This is a genomic window from Paraburkholderia sp. A3BS-1L, from assembly GCF_051125215.1.
In the GTDB taxonomy this organism is placed as follows: domain Bacteria; phylum Pseudomonadota; class Gammaproteobacteria; order Burkholderiales; family Burkholderiaceae; genus Paraburkholderia.
This window is the reverse complement of the sequence record NZ_CP120443.1, coordinates 403293-419819: the sequence shown is the minus strand read 5'-3', so window position 1 is coordinate 419819 and position 16527 is coordinate 403293. Positions and strand designations below refer to the sequence as shown.

The window sequence follows — 16527 nt, the reverse complement described above, 5'->3', positions numbered from 1 at the left end:
AGGGCGTGACGGTCAGCTTTTTGCCGCCGTCTGCCGGGTGGACGGCTGCGAGTGCGTCCTGGACGATTTGCTGCCCGTCGTATGCGTGGCGGGCTTTTCCGCCGATTTCGGCGTTTTGGCGGAGCGCGCGGTACGGCGCGGCGGCGTCGGGCTTTGCGGCTCCCGGGCTGCGCCCGTCGCGGCAGTCGCCGGCGCCGTTGCCGCCGCAACGGCCACAGCCGGCGCGGCGGCGGTCAATGCAGCGAGGTGCGACGCCATGTTGTCGAGCGCGGCCTGCTGGTTCTGCATAAGCAGGTCCAGACGCTGTTGCTGCGCGGTCGCGTCGGCCGAGAGGCTGGCGAGCAGCAACGTCTGGGCGATCGCAACGCCGGTCGTCACCACGAGCGCGGCAACGGCGGCCGTCAACATCCATTTTGTTCTGCGCGTCTGGGCCGCCGCTTGCGCGGTTTGCGCCGTCACCGCCGCGACGATCCCGGCGGGCAGCGCCGCCGTGGCGTGCTCGGGTGCCTGGCTATGGACCGCCACGCCAACGTCCGCAGCATGCACCGCCGCAATCATGCGCGCCGTGTTGCCCACGGCGCTGGTCGGCGCGTAGGAGTGGCCGCTTGCGAACACGCCGGCCAGGAGGTCGGGCGATGGCTCGGGCTGCTTCGGCGCAGCCGTCGCTGCGGACTGCGGCGGCGTGCCAGCCTGGGCAGCCGCCAAAGCGACGATGGCCGCAATCGCCTCACCCCGCTCCTGCCGCTCCGGCAGGCCGGATGCCGGAGCCGCCGAGGCTTGCGTGCCTGCTGGCTCATGTGGCTCCGGTGCATCAATCCCGGCAGCGACAGCGGGCTCCAGCGCCTCGTCCTGCGCGCGGACCGTTACGGCGTCGCCAGAATCGTCAGGGTTGCCTTCGGCGCTCGCTGCATCCGCCGACGGCTCGGCCGCCGCAGGTGCCGCGCGCCGCGCCAGCGCAGCTTCACTGTCCTGCGCCGCGCCGGCCGCCTGGAGTTCGGTCGCCGGCTCAGGGTCCTTATCGAAAAGATCGAGCATCGGCGCGCCTGCTGGGGCGTGCGCCGGCTGCGCGGCGTCGGCGTCGGTGTCGGTGGAAGGCGTCGGCGAGCGACGCCGCGATGGCGCGCTGCGTGCGGCGCGTCCGGTATTCGAGGATGCGTGTTCTACGTGTTCGGCCATGGATCGACGATGAGACTCGCTTCAGGTGAACTCGCGTCGCACGTCGGTCACGCCTGGCCGCAGCGTGACCGCCGCGTTTCGCTCCTTGGGCGCGCCCCTGAAACCCCAAAACCGCGCGCCACTGGTCACGCATCTTAGCCGCAAACGTTAAACCTGAGAGCCCCCTCGAATGCGAACCATGGATGACGCATCAACCTTGTCCGTCATCCTCGCGAAACTCCTTGACGACGGACAGACGCCGCAATGCTGTGCAGATCGCCTCGTACTCCATCGACGAGACGCGGCTCAGCACGATCATCACCTCGTCGAGCTCGGGCGAGTCGTCGCTCTGCTGCACCACGAACTGCTTCACGCGTGGGCTGGACGTGCCCAGCGCGTCGTGCAGCGAATGGAACGTGAGCGCGCCGCGATCGACGAGCAGCGAGATGCGCCGGCGCTGCCGAAACGTGATGAAGCGCCGCTCGAGCGGTTTGATGCCCGCGAGAATGATGAGAATGATGATGGTGGCCGCGATCGCCGCCGTATAGAGACCGCCGCCCACGGCAAGGCCGATGGCCGCCACCGACCACAGGCTCGCGGCCGTCGTCAGGCCACGCACGATCTCGCCGCGCAGCAGGATCGAGCCGGCGCCCAGAAAGCCGATGCCGGAGACCACCTGGGCGGCCATCCGCGACGGATCGAGCACGACATGCTCGCCGCCGAGCGCATCGGCAAAGCCGAACGCGGAGACGATCATGATGAGCGACGATCCCACGCATACGAGCATGTGCGTGCGCAACCCCGCCGCCCACGACAGACGTTCGCGCTCGAAGCCAATCACGCTGCCAAGCGCGGCGGCCAGCACCAGCCGCGAAATGAGTTCCCAGTTGCCGAGCATCGTTCTCGCTCTCCTTGCTTTCGTGGATGTGCGCCGCTTGCGCAGGCCACCCGGTGGCTGGAATTGCCGCGGCCAGACGCGCCGACGCCACTCCGCCATGCCCTGCGTCAAGCGCAACGCGCCGCCGCATGCTTGCATCGTACGCCCCATGACAGAGATGGATTGGCCCCAGCGTACAATCGCAGGCACCCTGTTTTCCTCGTGCCGGCGCCCATGCGCCCATGTCACTCATGAACGCTCTCACCGGCGCAGCGAGCCTGCGCGATCATTTCGACCGCACGATCCTGGCGTTGTGGCGCGGCCCCGGCTTCAACGCGGCGCTGCGCCTGGCGCACGAGGCGCTCGACGCGTCGGGCACGACGCCGCTGCCCGACGTGCGCTATCGCGCGATGGCCTGCGCCCGCCAGCTTTTCGTGTTCTCGCAGGCCGGCGAGGCCGCGCATGCGCACACGCTCTACGCGTCGCTGTGCCGTACCTTCGCCGATCGCACGCACGGCGGATGGTTCTACAGCGTCGATGCCCAGGGCGCGCCGCTCGACACCACGAAGGATCTCTACACGCACGCGTTCGTGGTGTTCGCGTGCGCGGCATATGGCCAGCGTCTTGGCGTGCCGGAAGCGCTCGACACGGCGCGCGAAACATCGGCGCTGATCGTCGATCGCTTCAAGGCGGGCGACGGCTTGCTCAACGCCACGCTCGATGCGTCGTTTGCGAGCGTCACGGGCGGGCCGCTGCAAAATCCTCTGATGCATCTGACCGAAGCGTGGCTCGCGGCCCGCGAGGCAACCGGCGATGCCGCTTTCGACGCGGCCATCACCACCCTCGCCGAAGCTGTGGCGCGCAATTTCCTCCACGCGCCCACCGGCTGCATCGCCGAATTGCCGCTCGGTGCGCAGGACAATCGGCTCGAACCCGGGCATCAATTCGAGTGGTTCTGGCTCGTGCGGCAGGCGGGCGCGCAGCGGCTCGGCGCGTCGGGGCTTCAGGAGGCGCTCGCGCGCGCGTTCGCGTTCGCCGTAAAGCACGGCGTGGACCCGGCGACGGGCGCTGTGGCCGCATCCCTCGACGAACGGGGTCGCGTGATCGACGCCACGCAGCGCATCTGGGCGCAGACCGAATATCTGCGCGCGCTCGCCACACATGGCGATACCGTTGTGCGCGCAACTTTGGACGCGCAGACCGGCAAGTTCGCGCAGCGCTTTCTCACGCCGCAAGGCTGGGTGGAGTGCCGAAGCGCGGCCGGGGAAGTCGCTCGCGCGGACATGCCCTCAACCACGCCGTATCACCTGTTGACGGCGTATCGCGCGCTGCCCTGACGCTGGGAATCCGCCAGTCCTCGTCGGGCCGGGCGAGATTCCGGTCATTTTTCACAACAATCCAGGCGCAGCGGCCGACGATTCACCTTGAACCGCCGCACGGCACTTCCTACAGTGGTTAGGAAACTACGTGGGCGTTGGCCCCTGGGGAATCCGAAGATGACCGATCTGGTGGATCGCGCGCGCGGCGCGCTTCATGCGCAACCGTTCAGCATGCTGCTTGGCACCGAGCTCATGAACGTCGGGACCAACGAGTTGACGCTGCGGCTGCCCGTGCGCGACGAGCTCAAGCAGCAGCACGGTTTCGTGCACGGCGGGGTGATCAGCTATCTCGCCGACAACGCCCTCACCTTCGCGGGCGCGCTGGCGCTGGGCCCGCGCGTGGTGACGGGCGAGTACAAGATCAATTACCTGCGGCCCGCGATGTCCGGCACGCTGATCGCGCGGGCGCGCGTGGTCCACGCGGGGCGCCAGCAGGCCACCTGCCAGTGCAGCGTGTTCGTGATGGAAAACGGCGACGAGCGGCTCGTGGCGCTCGCGCAGGGCACGGTCAGCCGGATGGGCGAGGCAGGGGGCACGCCCGACGCGCAAGCGTGACATATTGGATAAAAAACGGCCGCGCGATGAATGCGCGGCCGTTTTACTTATGCGGCAAGGGTCGAAAGACCGCGCTCAGTCCGCCGCGCGCGTCTTCTGCGTCTGCACGCCGAGCCCTTCGACGCCCAGGCGCACGGTCTGGCCCGGTTTCAGGTACACCGGCTCGGGCTTCACACCCATGCCCACGCCCGGCGGCGTGCCCGTGGAAATCACATCGCCCGGCTGCAAGCTCATGCACTGCGAGAGATACGACACCAGCTTCGCAACCGTGAAGACCATCGTGCGGGTGCTGCCGTTCTGGTAGCGGTGGCCGTCCACTTCGAGCCACATCGAGAGATTCTGCGGATCGGCCACCTCGTCGCGCGTGACGAGCCACGGGCCGATCGGGCCGAAGGTGTCGAAGCCCTTGCCCTTGTCCCACTGGCCGCCGCGTTCGATCTGCCATTCGCGCTCGGACACGTCGTTGATCACGCAGTAGCCTGCCACGTAGTTCAGCGCATCGGCCTCGCTCACGTTCTTGGCAGGCTTGCCGATCACCACGCCCAGCTCGACCTCCCAATCGGTTTTCTTCGAGCCGCGCGGGATTTCGATGTCGTCGTTCGGTCCGACGATGCAGCTCGTCCACTTGTTGAACACCACCGGCTCGCCCGGCACCGGCATGCCCGATTCGGCGGCGTGATCGGCGTAATTCAGGCCGATGGCCACCATCTTGCCGATATGGCCCACGCAGGGCCCGAGGCGCGGGTTGCCCTCCACGAGCGGCAGCGTTTCCGGGTCGATCGTGCGCAGTTGCGCGAGGCCCGCGTCGGAAAGCACATCGCCTGCGATGTCGGCAACGGCGCCCGAGAGCGCGCGGATACGGCCCTCGGCATCGAGGAGGCCCGGCTTTTCGTGACCCTTGGGGCCATAGCGAAGCAATTTCATTGTCTCTATTCCTTGTCTGTCTTGTGCAATACGTACGGCACGTGCAGTACGTCCGTCGGCAATCATCGCATGGACAAGGGCCTGTTCCCACTAGCAACAGGCCCTGACTAGTTAGACCACCCGCCATCGATCACATGCGTCTGTCCGGTTGTGAACGCCGACTCGTCCGACGCGAGATAAAGCGCGAGCGCCGCGATCTCGTCGGCGGTGCCCACGCGCCCCATCGGCTGCCGCGCGACGAAGGCCGCGCGCGCGGCGTCCACGCTCGTGTGCTGCGCCACCGCTTGCGCGGCAATGCGCTCTTCGAGCGAGGGCGAGGCCACGGTGCCGGGGCAGATCGCGTTGCAGCGGATGCCGCGCGTCACGAAGTCGGCGGCCACGGCCTTGGTCAACCCTATCACAGCCGCCTTGGACGCGCCGTACACGAAACGGTTGGGCACGCCCTTTACGCTCGACGCCGCCGACGACATATTGATGATCGAGCCGCCGCCCGCCTTCAGCATCGCGGGCAGGAAGGCGCGGATGGTCCGGTACATCGCCTTGACGTTGAGGTCGAACGCGAAGTCCCAGTCTTCCTCGCTCGCTTCGAGAATCGAGCCAGCGTGCACGAAGCCCGCGCAGTTGAACAGCACGTCGATTGCGCCGAGCTCGCGCGCGAGCACCGCGATGGCCGCGCCGTCACGCACATCGAGCTTGCGCGCCTCGACCGGCAGGGACGCGAGCGCGTCGATGCGAATGTCGGTCGCGATCACGCGCGCGCCCTCGCGCGCGAACCGTTCCGCGGCAGCGTAGCCGATGCCCTGGCCAGCCGCGGTGATCAAGGCCGTCTTGCCGGCCAGTCTTTGTGCCACTTGTACCATCGCCACTCCTGTTGATTCGAATTGGCTTGACGTGTCTGGAACCGCGTTCAGACCCGTGTTTAGAACCGGTAAAACGCCGCCGCATTGCCGCCGAACACGGCGGCGCGCTCGCGTTCGCCCAGGTGCGCGAACAGGCGCTGGGCACTCGCGTGCCAGCGTTCGTAGTCGCCGTTGAGATTGAGCACGGGCCAGTCGCTGCCCCACATGAGCCGCTGCGCGCCGAAGCTCGCAAGCAGATGCTCGATCCACGGGCTCAGCGTGGCGTCGCTCCAGTCGGGCGCGGCCTCGGTCGCGAGCCCCGACACCTTGCAATAAACCTGCGGAAAGCGCGCGAGCCGCGCGATGGCGTGCGACCACGCATCGAAACCCGGGGCGCCCTCCGCACCCTCGCGGATGGGCGGCTTCGCGCCATGATCGATCACCACGCGCAGCGCGCGATGACGCGCGAGGAACGTTTCGAGCGCGCGTGCGTGGCGCGTGAAGATCAGCGCATCGAATGCGAGGTCGTGGGCGATCAGGGCCTCGACAGCGCGCACCGTGTCGGCTGCCGCGATCCAATCGTCGTCGGGCAGGTCCTGCAGCATCGGGCGCACGGCGCGCAGCTTCGGCTCGCGCGCGAGCTCGGCAATCAGCTCCGGAGCCAGCGGGTCGTCGAGCGGCACCCAGCCCACCACGGCAGCGATCGAATCGTCGTGGCGCGCCAGATCGAGCAGATACCAGGTTTCGTCGACGGTGGCTGCGGCCTGCACGAGCACCGTGCGCGCGACGCCGCAGCGCGCGCGCAGCGGCGCGAGGTCGGCGGGGCCGAATGGGCGATAGAGCTCGGCCAGCGCGGGCGTGAGCCAGCCGTAGTCGCCGCGCGCGGGGTCCCAGTAGTGCTGATGCGCGTCGATCCGCGCGATTGCGGTTGAGCTGGTCATGGGATGGGCGCTTTCAGGGCAAGGGCAGCGGCGCGCGCCCATCGACGAGTCCCTCGTCGCGCAACGCGCGCCAGAGCCCGGGCGGCAGCTTCGTTGCGAACGACACCACGTTCTCGCGCAATTCCGCCGCGCTGCGCGCGCCGGTGAGCACCGTCGCCACAGCCGGATGCGCGTATGGAAATTGCAGCGCCGCCGCCGCGAGCGACACGTCATGCGCGCGGCAGACCGCTTCGAGACGCGCGACGCGCTCGATCACCTCGGGCGGCGCATCGCCGTAATTGAACTTGCGCTCGCCCGCGAGGCCGCGCGCGAGAATGCCCGAATTGAACGCGCCGCCCAGCAGGATGCTCACGCCGCGCTCGGCGCAAGCGGGCAGCAGATCATCGAGCGGCCCCTGTTCGAGCAGCGTGTAGCGGCCCGCCAGCAGTGCGCAATCGATCTGGAACTCGCGGATCGCATCGAGCACCGCTTCGCGCTCGTTCACGCCGATGCCGATGGCCTTCACCGCACCCGCCGCGCGCAGTTCGTCCAACGCGCGAAAGCCGCCCCCTTCGGTGAGTTGCCGCCAGTAGTGCGCGTTGCGCTCGCCGTGCGTGAGGCGGCCGATGTCGTGCACGAGCAGGATGTCGATATCGACGATGCCCAGGCGCTGCTGGCTATCTTCGAACGAGCGCAGGATGCCTTCGCGCGTGTAATCGTAAATGGCCTCGAACGGCAGCGGATTCTGCCAGCCTTCGCTGCCGTCGTAACGATGCGTGCGCGGCACGAAGCGGCGGCCCACCTTGGTCGACAGCACGTATTCACCGCGCGGATAGCGCCGCAACGCATCGCCGAGCCGATGCTCGGCCTTCGTGTGGCCATAGTGCGGCGCGGTGTCGAAGAAACGCATGCCGGCATCCCAGGCGGCATCGACAGTGGCCTGCGCCTGTGCATCGGTGAGATCGCGGTACAGGCCGCCGAGCGGCGCGGTGCCCAGACTCAGCGCACTCACTTCGAGCGCGGTGCGCCCGATGCGGCGGCGCTGCGCGACCTGCGGGCGGTGCTGATCGTGCCGATCGTGCTGATGATGCGGGTGCGGCTCCTGCGCCATGCGGAGTATCTCCTCGTTGCGGTGAAGGGTGCGATGAAGCGTGGGCGTCAGTGCGAAGCGACTACCGGCACCGCCACGCGCGCACTCGCGGGCAGGCACGCGGGACCGGTCGGCTCGAAGGTCTTGTACGTGAGAATGAACTCCTGATGGCCGAGCATCTCCGATTTCGAGCGCACCCCGCGCGATACCGCGAGCGTGACATCGAACACTTCGCGGCCCACTTCGTCGAGCGTGCCGCGGCCTTCGAGTATCCGGCCCGCGTCGACGTCCATGTCGCCCGAGAGATTGCGATAAGTCTGCGGATTCGCACAGACCTTGACGACGGGCGATAGCGCCGACCCCACCACGGAACCGCGCCCCGTCGTAAACAGGATGATATGCGCGCCGCACGCGATCAGCTCCGCGATCTCCGCGTTATCGCTGATATTCGGGAATCCGAATCGTGGCTCTCCATCGGGCACGACGTCGAGCAGATAGAGCCCGCCAGTGGGCGGCACATCGCCCGGCTTCACAATGCCGACGATGGGCGACGCGCCGCTCTTCGCATACGCGCCCAGCGACTTTTCCTCCTGGGTGGTCAGCCCGCCATCCGCGTTGCCCACGGCAAACGAGCCGTGGCCGAGAATCGAGTAATAGCGCGCGGCCTTCGCCACCGAGGCGACGATCGCGTCGCCCAGTTCGGGGCGCGCCGCCCGATTCTTCATGTGATACTCGCAGCCCACCAGCTCGCCGGTTTCTTCGAACACGCACGCCGCGCCCGCCGCGACCAGATGATCGAACGCGCGCCCCACCGCCGGATTCGCGGTAATGCCGCTCGTGCTGTCCGAGCCGCCGCAGATCGTGCCCACCACGAGCTCGTCGAGCCGCATCGGCACCTTGTGCTGCTGCGCGAGCTGGGCGCGCGCCCCGCGCACCCAGTCCACGCCGTATTGAATCGTGCTGCGCGTGCCCCCCTTGTCCTGAATCGTGAGCACTTCTACGGGACGTCCGCTCGCGTGCACCTGATCCACGAGGTAGTGCTTGTTCATGCTCTCGCAACCGAGGGAGACGAACAGCACCGCGCCCACGTTCGGATGCGTGGTGAGCCGCGTCATCATCTTTTCGGCGTAACTGTTCGGAAAGCAGCCCGGAAAGCCGATCAGATGCACCGGCGGCTCGGTGTGCGCGCCCGGATCGTCGAATCCATCGAGTGGCTCGCGAAACTGCGCGACGATTTCGCGCGCCACGTGATGCGCACACTCGACCAGATACGCCACCGCAACCACATTGCGGATACCCTTGCGTCCGTCGCTGCGCGGCCACCCTTCGAGTACGGGTTCGGCCATAGGTCCTGCTTTGGCGTTGAGTTGGGCTTCGGTCATGGCATTCATCGGCATCAGTGCGATCGGTGCGATCGGTGCAATCAGTGCGATACGAACTCGTGGCCCGTGTCGTGCGTGTAAGTCGGCAGATAGTCGCTTTCGAGGTTGTGCGTGTGCAGATGCTCGCCGCGCGCCACGTTTGCCGTCACATGGCCGATCGGCGCGCCATAGCGCAGCACTTTCTGGTCCTTCGCCAGCGCGTGGCGCGCCACCTTGTGCCCGAGGTCGATCGTCTTTGCGAGCGTCACGCGCTCGCCTTCGATCTCCAGCGTTTCGCCCGCTGGCAGGCGCGCCGCCGCGATCAGGCAGTTGTCTTCCGGTGCGAGCAGGATCAGACGCGCATCGGTATGCGGTGCACCGCTGTTCACGATAGAACTCAAGTCTCGCCTCCGCCGTTCAGTTCTGGTCGCCGCCCGCTAGCCGCGCCACCATCAGCGAGCCGAGAATGATCGCGCCGTAAATCGCCTGGATCCAGAACGACGGCACCTGGGCAAGCGTGAGCAGGTTCTGCACCACGCCGAGCAGCAGCACGCCCGAGAGCGCACCGAACATGGTGCCTTTGCCGCCATCGAGCGAAATGCCCCCGATCACGGCCGCCGCGAACACCGTGAAGATCATGCCGTTGCCCTGATTCGCGTTGATCGCGCCCACGTAGCCGGTCACGATCAGCCCGCCCAGCGCCGCCAGAATGCTGCCGAGCACGAACACGCCCCACGTGATGCGCTCCACCCGGATGCCCGCGGCGCGCGCGGCGTCAGGATTGCCGCCGATCGCATAGAGCGCGCGGCCCACGCGGTGGTAGCGCAGCATGAACGCGGCAAACGCGAAGGCGGCGGCCGCGAGCCAGACCGAGAGAGGCAAGCCGAGCACGATGGTGGTGGCGAGCGCGAAGAACGAGTTGGGCATGTCGAACAGGGTACCGCCCTTGGTCGCGCCCACCAGCATGCCGCGCAGCACGATGAGCATGGCCAGCGTGACGATGAACGCATTCAGGCGCAACCGCACGACCAGAAAGCCATTGACGAAGCCGACCAGCGCACCCACGACCACGATCGCAAGGAGTCCTGCAAAGGCGGGCCATTGTGTGCCGAAGCCCGCCGATGCCGCCGGCATCACGAGCATCGCCCCCACGGCGGGCGCGATGCCCACCGTCGATTCGAGCGAGAGATCGAACTTGCCCGTGAGCACGATCAGCGATTCGGCGAGCACGACGAGCGCGAGCGCCGCCGAAGCCCCCAGCACGCTGATGAGATTCGCCCTGGTGAGAAAGCTCGGGCTCACGAAGCCGCCGATCACGATGAGCAGCAACAGCGCGGGCACCAGCGCGAGTTCGCGCAGGCGCGCGAATTCGATGCGCCTGCGCGCGCCGCGTCCCGCCGAGGCGCCCTGGGCCGCATCGGGCTGCACTGCCGCATACGCCGGCGCGGATACCCCACCCGCCGGTAGACCACCCGCAGTTGCACCACCATTAACGCTATGCTTCATGAAGATCGACTCCTTCAATCGATGCAATCAGTTCGTGGTCCTGCCAGCCCGCGGCGAATTCCGCTACCACGCTGCCGCGAAACATCACGACCACGCGGTCGCAGGTGCGCAGATCGTCGAGTTCGCTCGACACCACGAGCACGGCCTTGCCTTCGTCGCGCACGCGGTCCACGACGGAGAGCAGCGCCTCCTTCGATTTCACGTCCACGCCCGCTGTGGGGTCGATCAGCACCAGCACTTGCGGCGTGCTCGCGAGCGCGCGCGCCATCACTACCTTCTGCTGATTGCCGCCCGAGAGCCCCGAGACCACGTGGCCGGGCCCCTGCGCGACAATGCCGAGCGCCTCGATCATGCGCTGGCCCACCTGGTTCTTCTTCGCCGGCGAGGCGAAGCCGAGGCGCCCGAGCAGGCCCGCAATCGTCATCGACACGTTCTCGGCCACCGATTGCGTGAGCACGAGCCCTTCGTGATGGCGGTCCTTCGGCACGCAGCCCACGCCTTGCGCGAGCGCGGCGGGCACGTCGCCGGGCTTCAGAGGCGCGCCGTTCACGCGAATCTCGCCCGCCTGCTGGCCGGCCAGCCCCGCAACGGCTTCTCCCACGCTCGTGCGCCCGCTGCTGGTCGCGCCCGTGATGCCCACGACTTCGCCGCGCTTCACCTGGAAAGAAACGTCGCGGTAATCGCCGCCCGAAATGCCGCGCACGTCGAGCGCGATCTTCGCGTCGGCGGGCAAAGCCGCGCGCGCGGCCGCATCGGCCACGTTCAGGCCGCCGTGCTCGCCCGTCATCGCCTCGATCAGGCGCTCGCGCGGCAACTCGGCCACCGGCGCGCTGACGATATGGCGCGCGTCGCGCAGCACCGTCACCGCCTGGCAGATTTCATACACCTCCTGCAGATGGTGCGAGATGAAGAGAAACGTCACGCCCTCGCGCTGCAATTCGTCGATGCGGCGAAAGAGCCGCTTGATCTCGTCGCCGTCGAGCTGCGCCGTAGGTTCGTCGAGAATGATGAAGCGCGCGCCATACGAGAGAGCCCGCGCGATCTCGACAAGCTGGCGCGCTTCCACCGTGAGATCGCCCGCGCGCGCGTCCTCGCGCACGTCGATGCGCCAGTGATCGAGCAGCGCGCGTGCGTCGCGGCGCATGGTGGTCCAGTCGATCACGCCGCGCCTGAGCGGCTGGCGATTGATGAACAGATTCTCCGCAACGGTGAGATCGCGGATGATCGTCGAGTGCTGATACACGCACGCGACGCGCTCGCGCCACGCATCGCGGTCGGCGATGGGCGGCGCGGGTTCGCCGTTGAAGCGCACGGCGCCCTCGTCGGGCTTGCGCAGACCCGTGAGGATCGAAACGAGCGTCGACTTGCCCGCGCCGTTGCGGCCCACGAGCGCGTGCGACTCGCCTGCCATCACGCGCAGGCTCACGTTCGCGAGCGCTGCCGTGGAGCCGAAGCGCCTGGTCACGCCGCTCGCCTCCACCACCGGCGGCAGCCCGGCGGCCGCCGCGGGCTGCATCGCAAAGGCCGCTGGATGCAGTGCGCCGCCTCGCGGCAGCGCACCCGCTTGCTCCAAGCTCGAGCCGCTGCTCATCCGGTCGCTCGTTTGATCGCTCATTTGATCGTATTGCCCCACAGATTCTTATCGTCGACGTTCTGCTTCGTCACCAGCGGCGCCGGCAACTGGTCTTCGAGAATGCCGGGCTGCAACTGGATGATCGTGCTGTCGTGATCGGTCTTGCCCGGCTTGAAGGTCTTGCCCTCCAGCGCCGCCTTGATGTAGTAGAGGCCGTACTTCGCATAGAGATCGGCGGGCTGCGAAACGGTGGCATCGATCTCGCCCTTGCGGATTGCTTCGTATTCCTGCGGAATGCCGTCATTGGAGACGATCACGATATGCTTCGGATCGCCAGCGGGAAACAGCAGCTGCTTGCGGCGCAGCGTCTGCAGCGTGGGCGAGAGATAAACGCCGCCCGCCTGCATGTAGATGCCCTTCACGTCGGGATTCGCGGTGAGCAGGCTGTCGAGCGCGCTGGCTGCCACGTCGCCCTTCCAGCCCGCCGGAATCTCCAGCAGCGACAGATTCGGATAGTTCTTCAGGCACGCGCGGAACGCCTCCGAGCGGTCGCGCCCGTTCACGGAAGCGAGATCGCCCATGATCTGCACGACCTTGCCCGACTTCACGTGTTCGCCGATGTACTTGCACGCTTTCTCGCCATAGGCGCGATTGTCGGCGCGCACGACCATGGCGACGGCGCCTTGCGTGGGCGCGACATCCACGGCCACCACTTTCACGTTCTTCTGCGCGGCGCTCGCCAGCGCGCGGCTGATGGCCGCCGAATCGATCGGCCCCACCACGATGCCCTTCGCGCCCAGATTGATCATGTTGTTCATGTCGGTGATCTGCTGCGCGGGGTCGTTGTTCGAGTTGACGGGCGCGAGAACATCGACGCCCATCTGCTTCGCGTACGTGCCTAGATAGTTGTTGTACGACTGCCAGAACGGCGAGGTCAGCAGCGGCAGGCCGAGGCCCACCTTGCCGGCTTCGACGGCCTGCGCCGAGGCGGGCGCGCCTAGCGCGGCAGCGCAGGCCGCCACGGCGCACAACGTCTTCGCTGCGCGCGAGAAAGCGCGTGCCTTGCGGGTTTCAGTGAAGCAGCGGGCCTCGAATAGCCCGGATGCGAACGCCATGTCTGTCTCCTTGTCCATTCTGTCGTTGTAGACCTAATCCAAGAGCACGCCGCTGGCATATGTTCACCAGTGAACCTATTATTCATATACGCACGATCCAAGGTCAAGGAATGTGCAATGCAGCAAAGGTCCGGAATTTCCCTGGGCTGCTCAGGATTTGGGACGAGATAAAAAAGCAAGGAAAAAAAATGAATACGAACGCACGCAAACCGCGAACCGATGCGCTGCCGGGCGAGCCGGAGCTGGACGAGAAAGACGACGGCGACCGCTATCGCGCGCCCGCGCTGGACAAAGGGCTCGACATTCTCGAACTGCTCGCCGAGCAGCGCGGCGGCTTGACTCGCGCGGAGATCACGAAGGCGCTGGGACGTAACGCGAGCGAGATTTACCGGATGCTGGAGCGGCTGGTAGCGCGCCAGTACGTGATGCGCTCGGAGGCCGGCGACCGCTACGCGCTGAGCCTCAAGCTGTTTGCGCTAGCGCACCGGCATCCGCCGATGGAGCGGCTGATCGCCGAGGCACTGCCGCTCATGCAGCGCTTCGCCAACGCGGCGGAGCAGTCGTGCCACCTCGCGGTGTACGACCGCGGCAACCTGCTCGTGATCGCGCAGGTGGACGGCCCGGGCACGTGGGGCATCGCGGTGCGGCTGGGCGCGCGCGTGGGTCTCGTCGACACGAATTCGGGACGCACGATCCTCGCGTACCAAAGCGCGGAGCAGCGCGCACACATGCTCGCTGAGCATACGAAGGTGAAGGGCGAAGTCCCCATCGACCATGCCGCGCTTGAAGCGGTCTGCGAGCAGATCCGCGGCGCGGGCTTCTCGCGCAAGGACAGCCAGCAGATTTTTGGCGTGACGGACGTGACGTTTCCGGTGCTCGGGCCGTCGGGGCAGGCCATCGCGGCGCTTACCTGCCCGTTCCTCAAGCGCATCGACGAATACGTCGCGCCCTCGCTCGACGAGGCCACCCGGATGCTGGGCGAGACGGTGCAGACGCTGTCGATGTTTCGGGAGGGAGAGGGGTAAGGGCGTTCACGCTCCCACAACCACCGCCCCGTCCCCGCCGTTCGCCTCGCGCTCGACGATTGCCGCGAACAGCCGCTCCAGATCGCGCGTGAACCGCGCCGTATCGAAGAGCGGCGCATCGGTCTTCGCCGCCGCGAGCCGCTTGCGGATCTGCGCATGCCAGGCCGGATCGCTCGCGAGCGCGAGCGCGATCTGGAAATACCCGTCGAGGTCGCGCGCGACCAGTTCGTCGAGCCCGACCGCATGCAGCAAGCTCGCGCCCACGCGCCCCGCGAACAGCGAGCCCAGCGCCGACACCATCGGCACGCCCGCCCACAGCGCGTCGCTGCCGGTCGTGTGCGAGCCGGTCGGCAGGGTGTCGAGCGCGAGGTCCGCGAGTTGCAGCCGCGCGAGATGCGCCTCTTGCGGCACGCGCTTGGCGAAGATCACGCGCGCGCGCTCCACGCCTTTCTCTTCGAAGAACGCATGCAGATTCGTGCGCGCCATCTCGCTGCCGGGGTCGAGCAGCCATAGCACGCTGCCGGGCGTTGCCGCGAGCAGGCGGCACCAGACCGACGCCACCCACGCATTGAGCTTGAAGGTCTGATTGAAGGTGCAGAACACGAAGCCGCGCTCGGGCAAGCCCGCCGCGGCGCGCGTGGGCCGCGGCGCGCACTGGCGCCGGTGATCGTTGGGCTGATAGCAATGCGGCATCAGCGCGAGCGTCTCGCTATAGAACGATGCGGCGGCGGGCGGCGTCACCACCGCGTCGCCGATCACGTAGTCGGCCAGGCGCGGCGCGCCGAGCGAGCCCGGATAGCCGAGCCAGCTCACGACGGTGGGCGCGGGCCGCAGCGCCGTGATGCCGAGCCGCGTGCCGGTCGTATAGCCCTTCAGGTCGACGAGCACATGAATGCCGTCGGTCGCGATCTTCGCGGCCGCCCGCGCATCGGTGAGCGCGCCGATTTCGTGCAGCGTGGCGGGCAGCGCCGCGAGCCGCTCGCGCCACGCGGCATCGGGCGCGGCGTCGCCATACGAATACAGATGAATGTCGAAGCGCGTAGCGTCGTGCAATTCGAGCACGCCCGCGAGCAGGCGCAGCGTGGCGTGATCGTGGAAATCGGCGGAAAGATAGCCGATGCGCAGGCGCGCGCCCGCCTCGAAGGCCGCCAGCGCGTCGGCCAGCCCCGCGCCACGCTCGACGAGCGGCGACGCGGCCAGTTCGCCGCGCCAGCGCGACTGCGCGAAGGCCCGCCCGGCCTCGCGGTGCAGCGCCGGCGTGAGCGCCGGGATGCCCAGCAGTCCCCACGGCGTGAGATTCTCCACCGCGCCCGCGGCAACCATCTCCAGGGCGGCCCGGTCGATCTTGTCCAGGTCGCGCCAGTGCGCCACGCGTCGCCGCACGTATTGCGCCGACTCCCATCGCCCGCCCCGGCAATAGGCTTCATCGGCCAATTCCAGGCGGTCGAGACGCTCCAGCAAGCCGCCATAGCATTGCCAGAAGTGCATCGACTTCGGATCGAGTTCGAGCGCGCGCCTGAAGCTCGCTTCGGCAGCCTCGTATTGGCCGGCGTCCTGTTGCAGAACCGCCAGGTTGCCGTGCGCGAAGGCATAACCGGGATCGATCTCGATGGCCGCACGATACGCGGCTTCGGCATGCTCGAAGTCGTTGTGCTTCTTGAGCAGGTTGCCCACGTTGTTGAACATGCGCGCCTCGCGCACGCCCAGATTGATGGCCGCGAAGTACGCGTTGATGGCCTCGGTGTCACGGCCTTGCCAGAGCAGCGTCCATGCGAGGTCGCGATGCAGCGCGCCGCTCTCGCGCAGCGCCAGCGCCTTGCGGATCGCCTGCTCGCCGTCGGCATAGCGCGCCTGGCGAGCGAGCGCCACGCCAAGCTGATGCCATGCGTCGGCGTGCTGCGGATCCTGCGCCAGGATTTCGCGAAAAAGGGTCTCGGCGAGCGAGTGCTGTTCGGCGTTCAGACGGTCGATGCCGCGCTTGAGCAAGGCGGCCGAACGCGGCGACGGAGTCGGTGTGGAGATTTTCATCACGCCATCGTAGGAAGCGTGATGGGGTGGGAACATCAGAGCGTTCCTGGTTTGCCGTGGCGCACGGCGGCGTCTTGCGCACGCGCTGAATCCTGGTTCGCAAGTGGAAGCCCGGCGCGCAAAACGGTTAGAATGGCGGCCCTCTCAAAAAACCCGTCCGGTGTGCGCCACGTGCGCCGG

At 67.5% G+C, this 16527-nt stretch carries 15 protein-coding genes; 3 read left to right on the top strand and 12 right to left on the bottom strand.

What is annotated here, in order from left to right; genetic code table 11:
- Positions 1–12: 12 nt before the first annotated feature.
- Both P5W99_RS17115 and P5W99_RS17110 read right to left on the bottom strand, forming a co-directional pair.
- Positions 13–1176 (bottom strand): hypothetical protein, encoded by a 1164-nt coding sequence (locus P5W99_RS17115; protein ID WP_421026383.1) that lies wholly within the window; start codon positions 1174–1176, stop codon positions 13–15.
- A 190-nt stretch (positions 1177–1366) separates the two neighbouring features.
- Positions 1367–2053 carry an MgtC/SapB family protein gene (locus P5W99_RS17110; RefSeq protein ID WP_421026382.1) on the bottom strand — a complete coding sequence of 229 codons (687 nt, stop codon included), beginning with the start codon at positions 2051–2053 and terminating at the stop codon, positions 1367–1369.
- A gap of 221 nt (positions 2054–2274) precedes the next feature.
- On the opposite strand from P5W99_RS17110, the gene P5W99_RS17105 reads away from it, so the two are divergent.
- Positions 2275–3369, top strand: coding sequence for an AGE family epimerase/isomerase (locus P5W99_RS17105; RefSeq protein WP_421026381.1), 1095 nt, complete (start codon positions 2275–2277; stop codon positions 3367–3369).
- A 159-nt stretch (positions 3370–3528) separates the two neighbouring features.
- Positions 3529–3966 carry a PaaI family thioesterase gene (locus tag P5W99_RS17100; protein ID WP_421026380.1) on the top strand — a complete coding sequence of 146 codons (438 nt, stop codon included), beginning with the start codon at positions 3529–3531 and terminating at the stop codon, positions 3964–3966.
- A gap of 75 nt (positions 3967–4041) precedes the next feature.
- On the opposite strand, the gene P5W99_RS17095 is transcribed toward P5W99_RS17100, so the two are convergent.
- The 9 genes from P5W99_RS17095 to P5W99_RS17055 form a co-directional block, all read right to left on the bottom strand.
- Positions 4042–4890 carry an ureidoglycolate lyase gene (locus P5W99_RS17095; protein WP_421026379.1) on the bottom strand — a complete coding sequence of 283 codons (849 nt, stop codon included), beginning with the start codon at positions 4888–4890 and terminating at the stop codon, positions 4042–4044.
- A 107-nt stretch (positions 4891–4997) separates the two neighbouring features.
- Positions 4998–5741 (bottom strand): SDR family oxidoreductase, encoded by a 744-nt coding sequence (locus P5W99_RS17090; RefSeq protein ID WP_421027054.1) that lies wholly within the window; start codon positions 5739–5741, stop codon positions 4998–5000.
- 68 nt (positions 5742–5809) lie between these two features.
- Positions 5810–6670, bottom strand: coding sequence for an amidohydrolase family protein (locus P5W99_RS17085; protein ID WP_421026378.1), 861 nt, complete (start codon positions 6668–6670; stop codon positions 5810–5812).
- 13 nt (positions 6671–6683) lie between these two features.
- Positions 6684–7760: an aldo/keto reductase gene (locus P5W99_RS17080; RefSeq protein ID WP_434663958.1), complete on the bottom strand. Its 1077-nt coding sequence runs from the start codon at positions 7758–7760 to the stop codon at positions 6684–6686.
- A gap of 47 nt (positions 7761–7807) precedes the next feature.
- On the bottom strand, positions 7808–9085 hold the full coding sequence (locus tag P5W99_RS17075) for a UxaA family hydrolase (protein ID WP_434663955.1): 1278 nt from the start codon (positions 9083–9085) through the stop codon (positions 7808–7810).
- 77 nt (positions 9086–9162) lie between these two features.
- Positions 9163–9501, bottom strand: coding sequence for a UxaA family hydrolase (locus tag P5W99_RS17070; protein ID WP_421026375.1), 339 nt, complete (start codon positions 9499–9501; stop codon positions 9163–9165).
- Between the two features lie 16 nt (positions 9502–9517).
- A complete protein-coding gene (locus P5W99_RS17065; protein WP_421026374.1) occupies positions 9518–10606 on the bottom strand; it encodes an ABC transporter permease in 1089 nt (362 codons plus the stop codon).
- A complete protein-coding gene (locus P5W99_RS17060; RefSeq protein ID WP_421027053.1) occupies positions 10596–12122 on the bottom strand; it encodes a sugar ABC transporter ATP-binding protein in 1527 nt (508 codons plus the stop codon). Before P5W99_RS17060 ends, P5W99_RS17065 begins: the two co-directional genes overlap by 11 nt.
- Positions 12123–12217: 95 nt before the next feature.
- Positions 12218–13294 carry a sugar ABC transporter substrate-binding protein gene (locus P5W99_RS17055; protein ID WP_421026373.1) on the bottom strand — a complete coding sequence of 359 codons (1077 nt, stop codon included), beginning with the start codon at positions 13292–13294 and terminating at the stop codon, positions 12218–12220.
- A 188-nt stretch (positions 13295–13482) separates the two neighbouring features.
- Here P5W99_RS17055 and P5W99_RS17050 point away from each other — a divergent pair, with 188 nt between their 5' ends.
- Complete coding sequence (locus P5W99_RS17050) at positions 13483–14319, top strand: IclR family transcriptional regulator (protein ID WP_421026372.1); 837 nt, start codon at positions 13483–13485, stop codon at positions 14317–14319.
- Between the two features lie 6 nt (positions 14320–14325).
- On the opposite strand, the gene P5W99_RS17045 is transcribed toward P5W99_RS17050, so the two are convergent.
- Positions 14326–16383, bottom strand: coding sequence for a tetratricopeptide repeat protein (locus tag P5W99_RS17045; RefSeq protein ID WP_434663952.1), 2058 nt, complete (start codon positions 16381–16383; stop codon positions 14326–14328).
- Between the last annotated feature and the right edge of the window lie 144 nt (positions 16384–16527).

Bases quoted from the DNA above. Each gene is read 5' to 3' on its own strand.
- P5W99_RS17115 (WP_421026383.1), bottom strand. From the start codon at position 1,176: ATGGCCGAACACGTAGAACACGCATCCTCGAATACCGGACGCGCCGCA.
- P5W99_RS17110 (WP_421026382.1), bottom strand. From the start codon at position 2,053: ATGCTCGGCAACTGGGAACTCATTTCGCGGCTGGTGCTGGCCGCCGCG.
- P5W99_RS17105 (WP_421026381.1), top strand. From the start codon at position 2,275: ATGTCACTCATGAACGCTCTCACCGGCGCAGCGAGCCTGCGCGATCAT.
- P5W99_RS17100 (WP_421026380.1), top strand. From the start codon at position 3,529: ATGACCGATCTGGTGGATCGCGCGCGCGGCGCGCTTCATGCGCAACCG.
- P5W99_RS17095 (WP_421026379.1), bottom strand. From the start codon at position 4,890: ATGAAATTGCTTCGCTATGGCCCCAAGGGTCACGAAAAGCCGGGCCTC.
- P5W99_RS17085 (WP_421026378.1), bottom strand. From the start codon at position 6,670: ATGACCAGCTCAACCGCAATCGCGCGGATCGACGCGCATCAGCACTAC.
- P5W99_RS17080 (WP_434663958.1), bottom strand. From the start codon at position 7,760: ATGGCGCAGGAGCCGCACCCGCATCATCAGCACGATCGGCACGATCAG.
- P5W99_RS17075 (WP_434663955.1), bottom strand. From the start codon at position 9,085: ATGGCCGAACCCGTACTCGAAGGGTGGCCGCGCAGCGACGGACGCAAG.
- P5W99_RS17065 (WP_421026374.1), bottom strand. From the start codon at position 10,606: ATGAAGCATAGCGTTAATGGTGGTGCAACTGCGGGTGGTCTACCGGCG.
- P5W99_RS17060 (WP_421027053.1), bottom strand. From the start codon at position 12,122: ATGCAGCCCGCGGCGGCCGCCGGGCTGCCGCCGGTGGTGGAGGCGAGC.
- P5W99_RS17055 (WP_421026373.1), bottom strand. From the start codon at position 13,294: ATGGCGTTCGCATCCGGGCTATTCGAGGCCCGCTGCTTCACTGAAACC.
- P5W99_RS17050 (WP_421026372.1), top strand. From the start codon at position 13,483: ATGAATACGAACGCACGCAAACCGCGAACCGATGCGCTGCCGGGCGAG.
- P5W99_RS17045 (WP_434663952.1), bottom strand. From the start codon at position 16,383: ATGTTCCCACCCCATCACGCTTCCTACGATGGCGTGATGAAAATCTCC.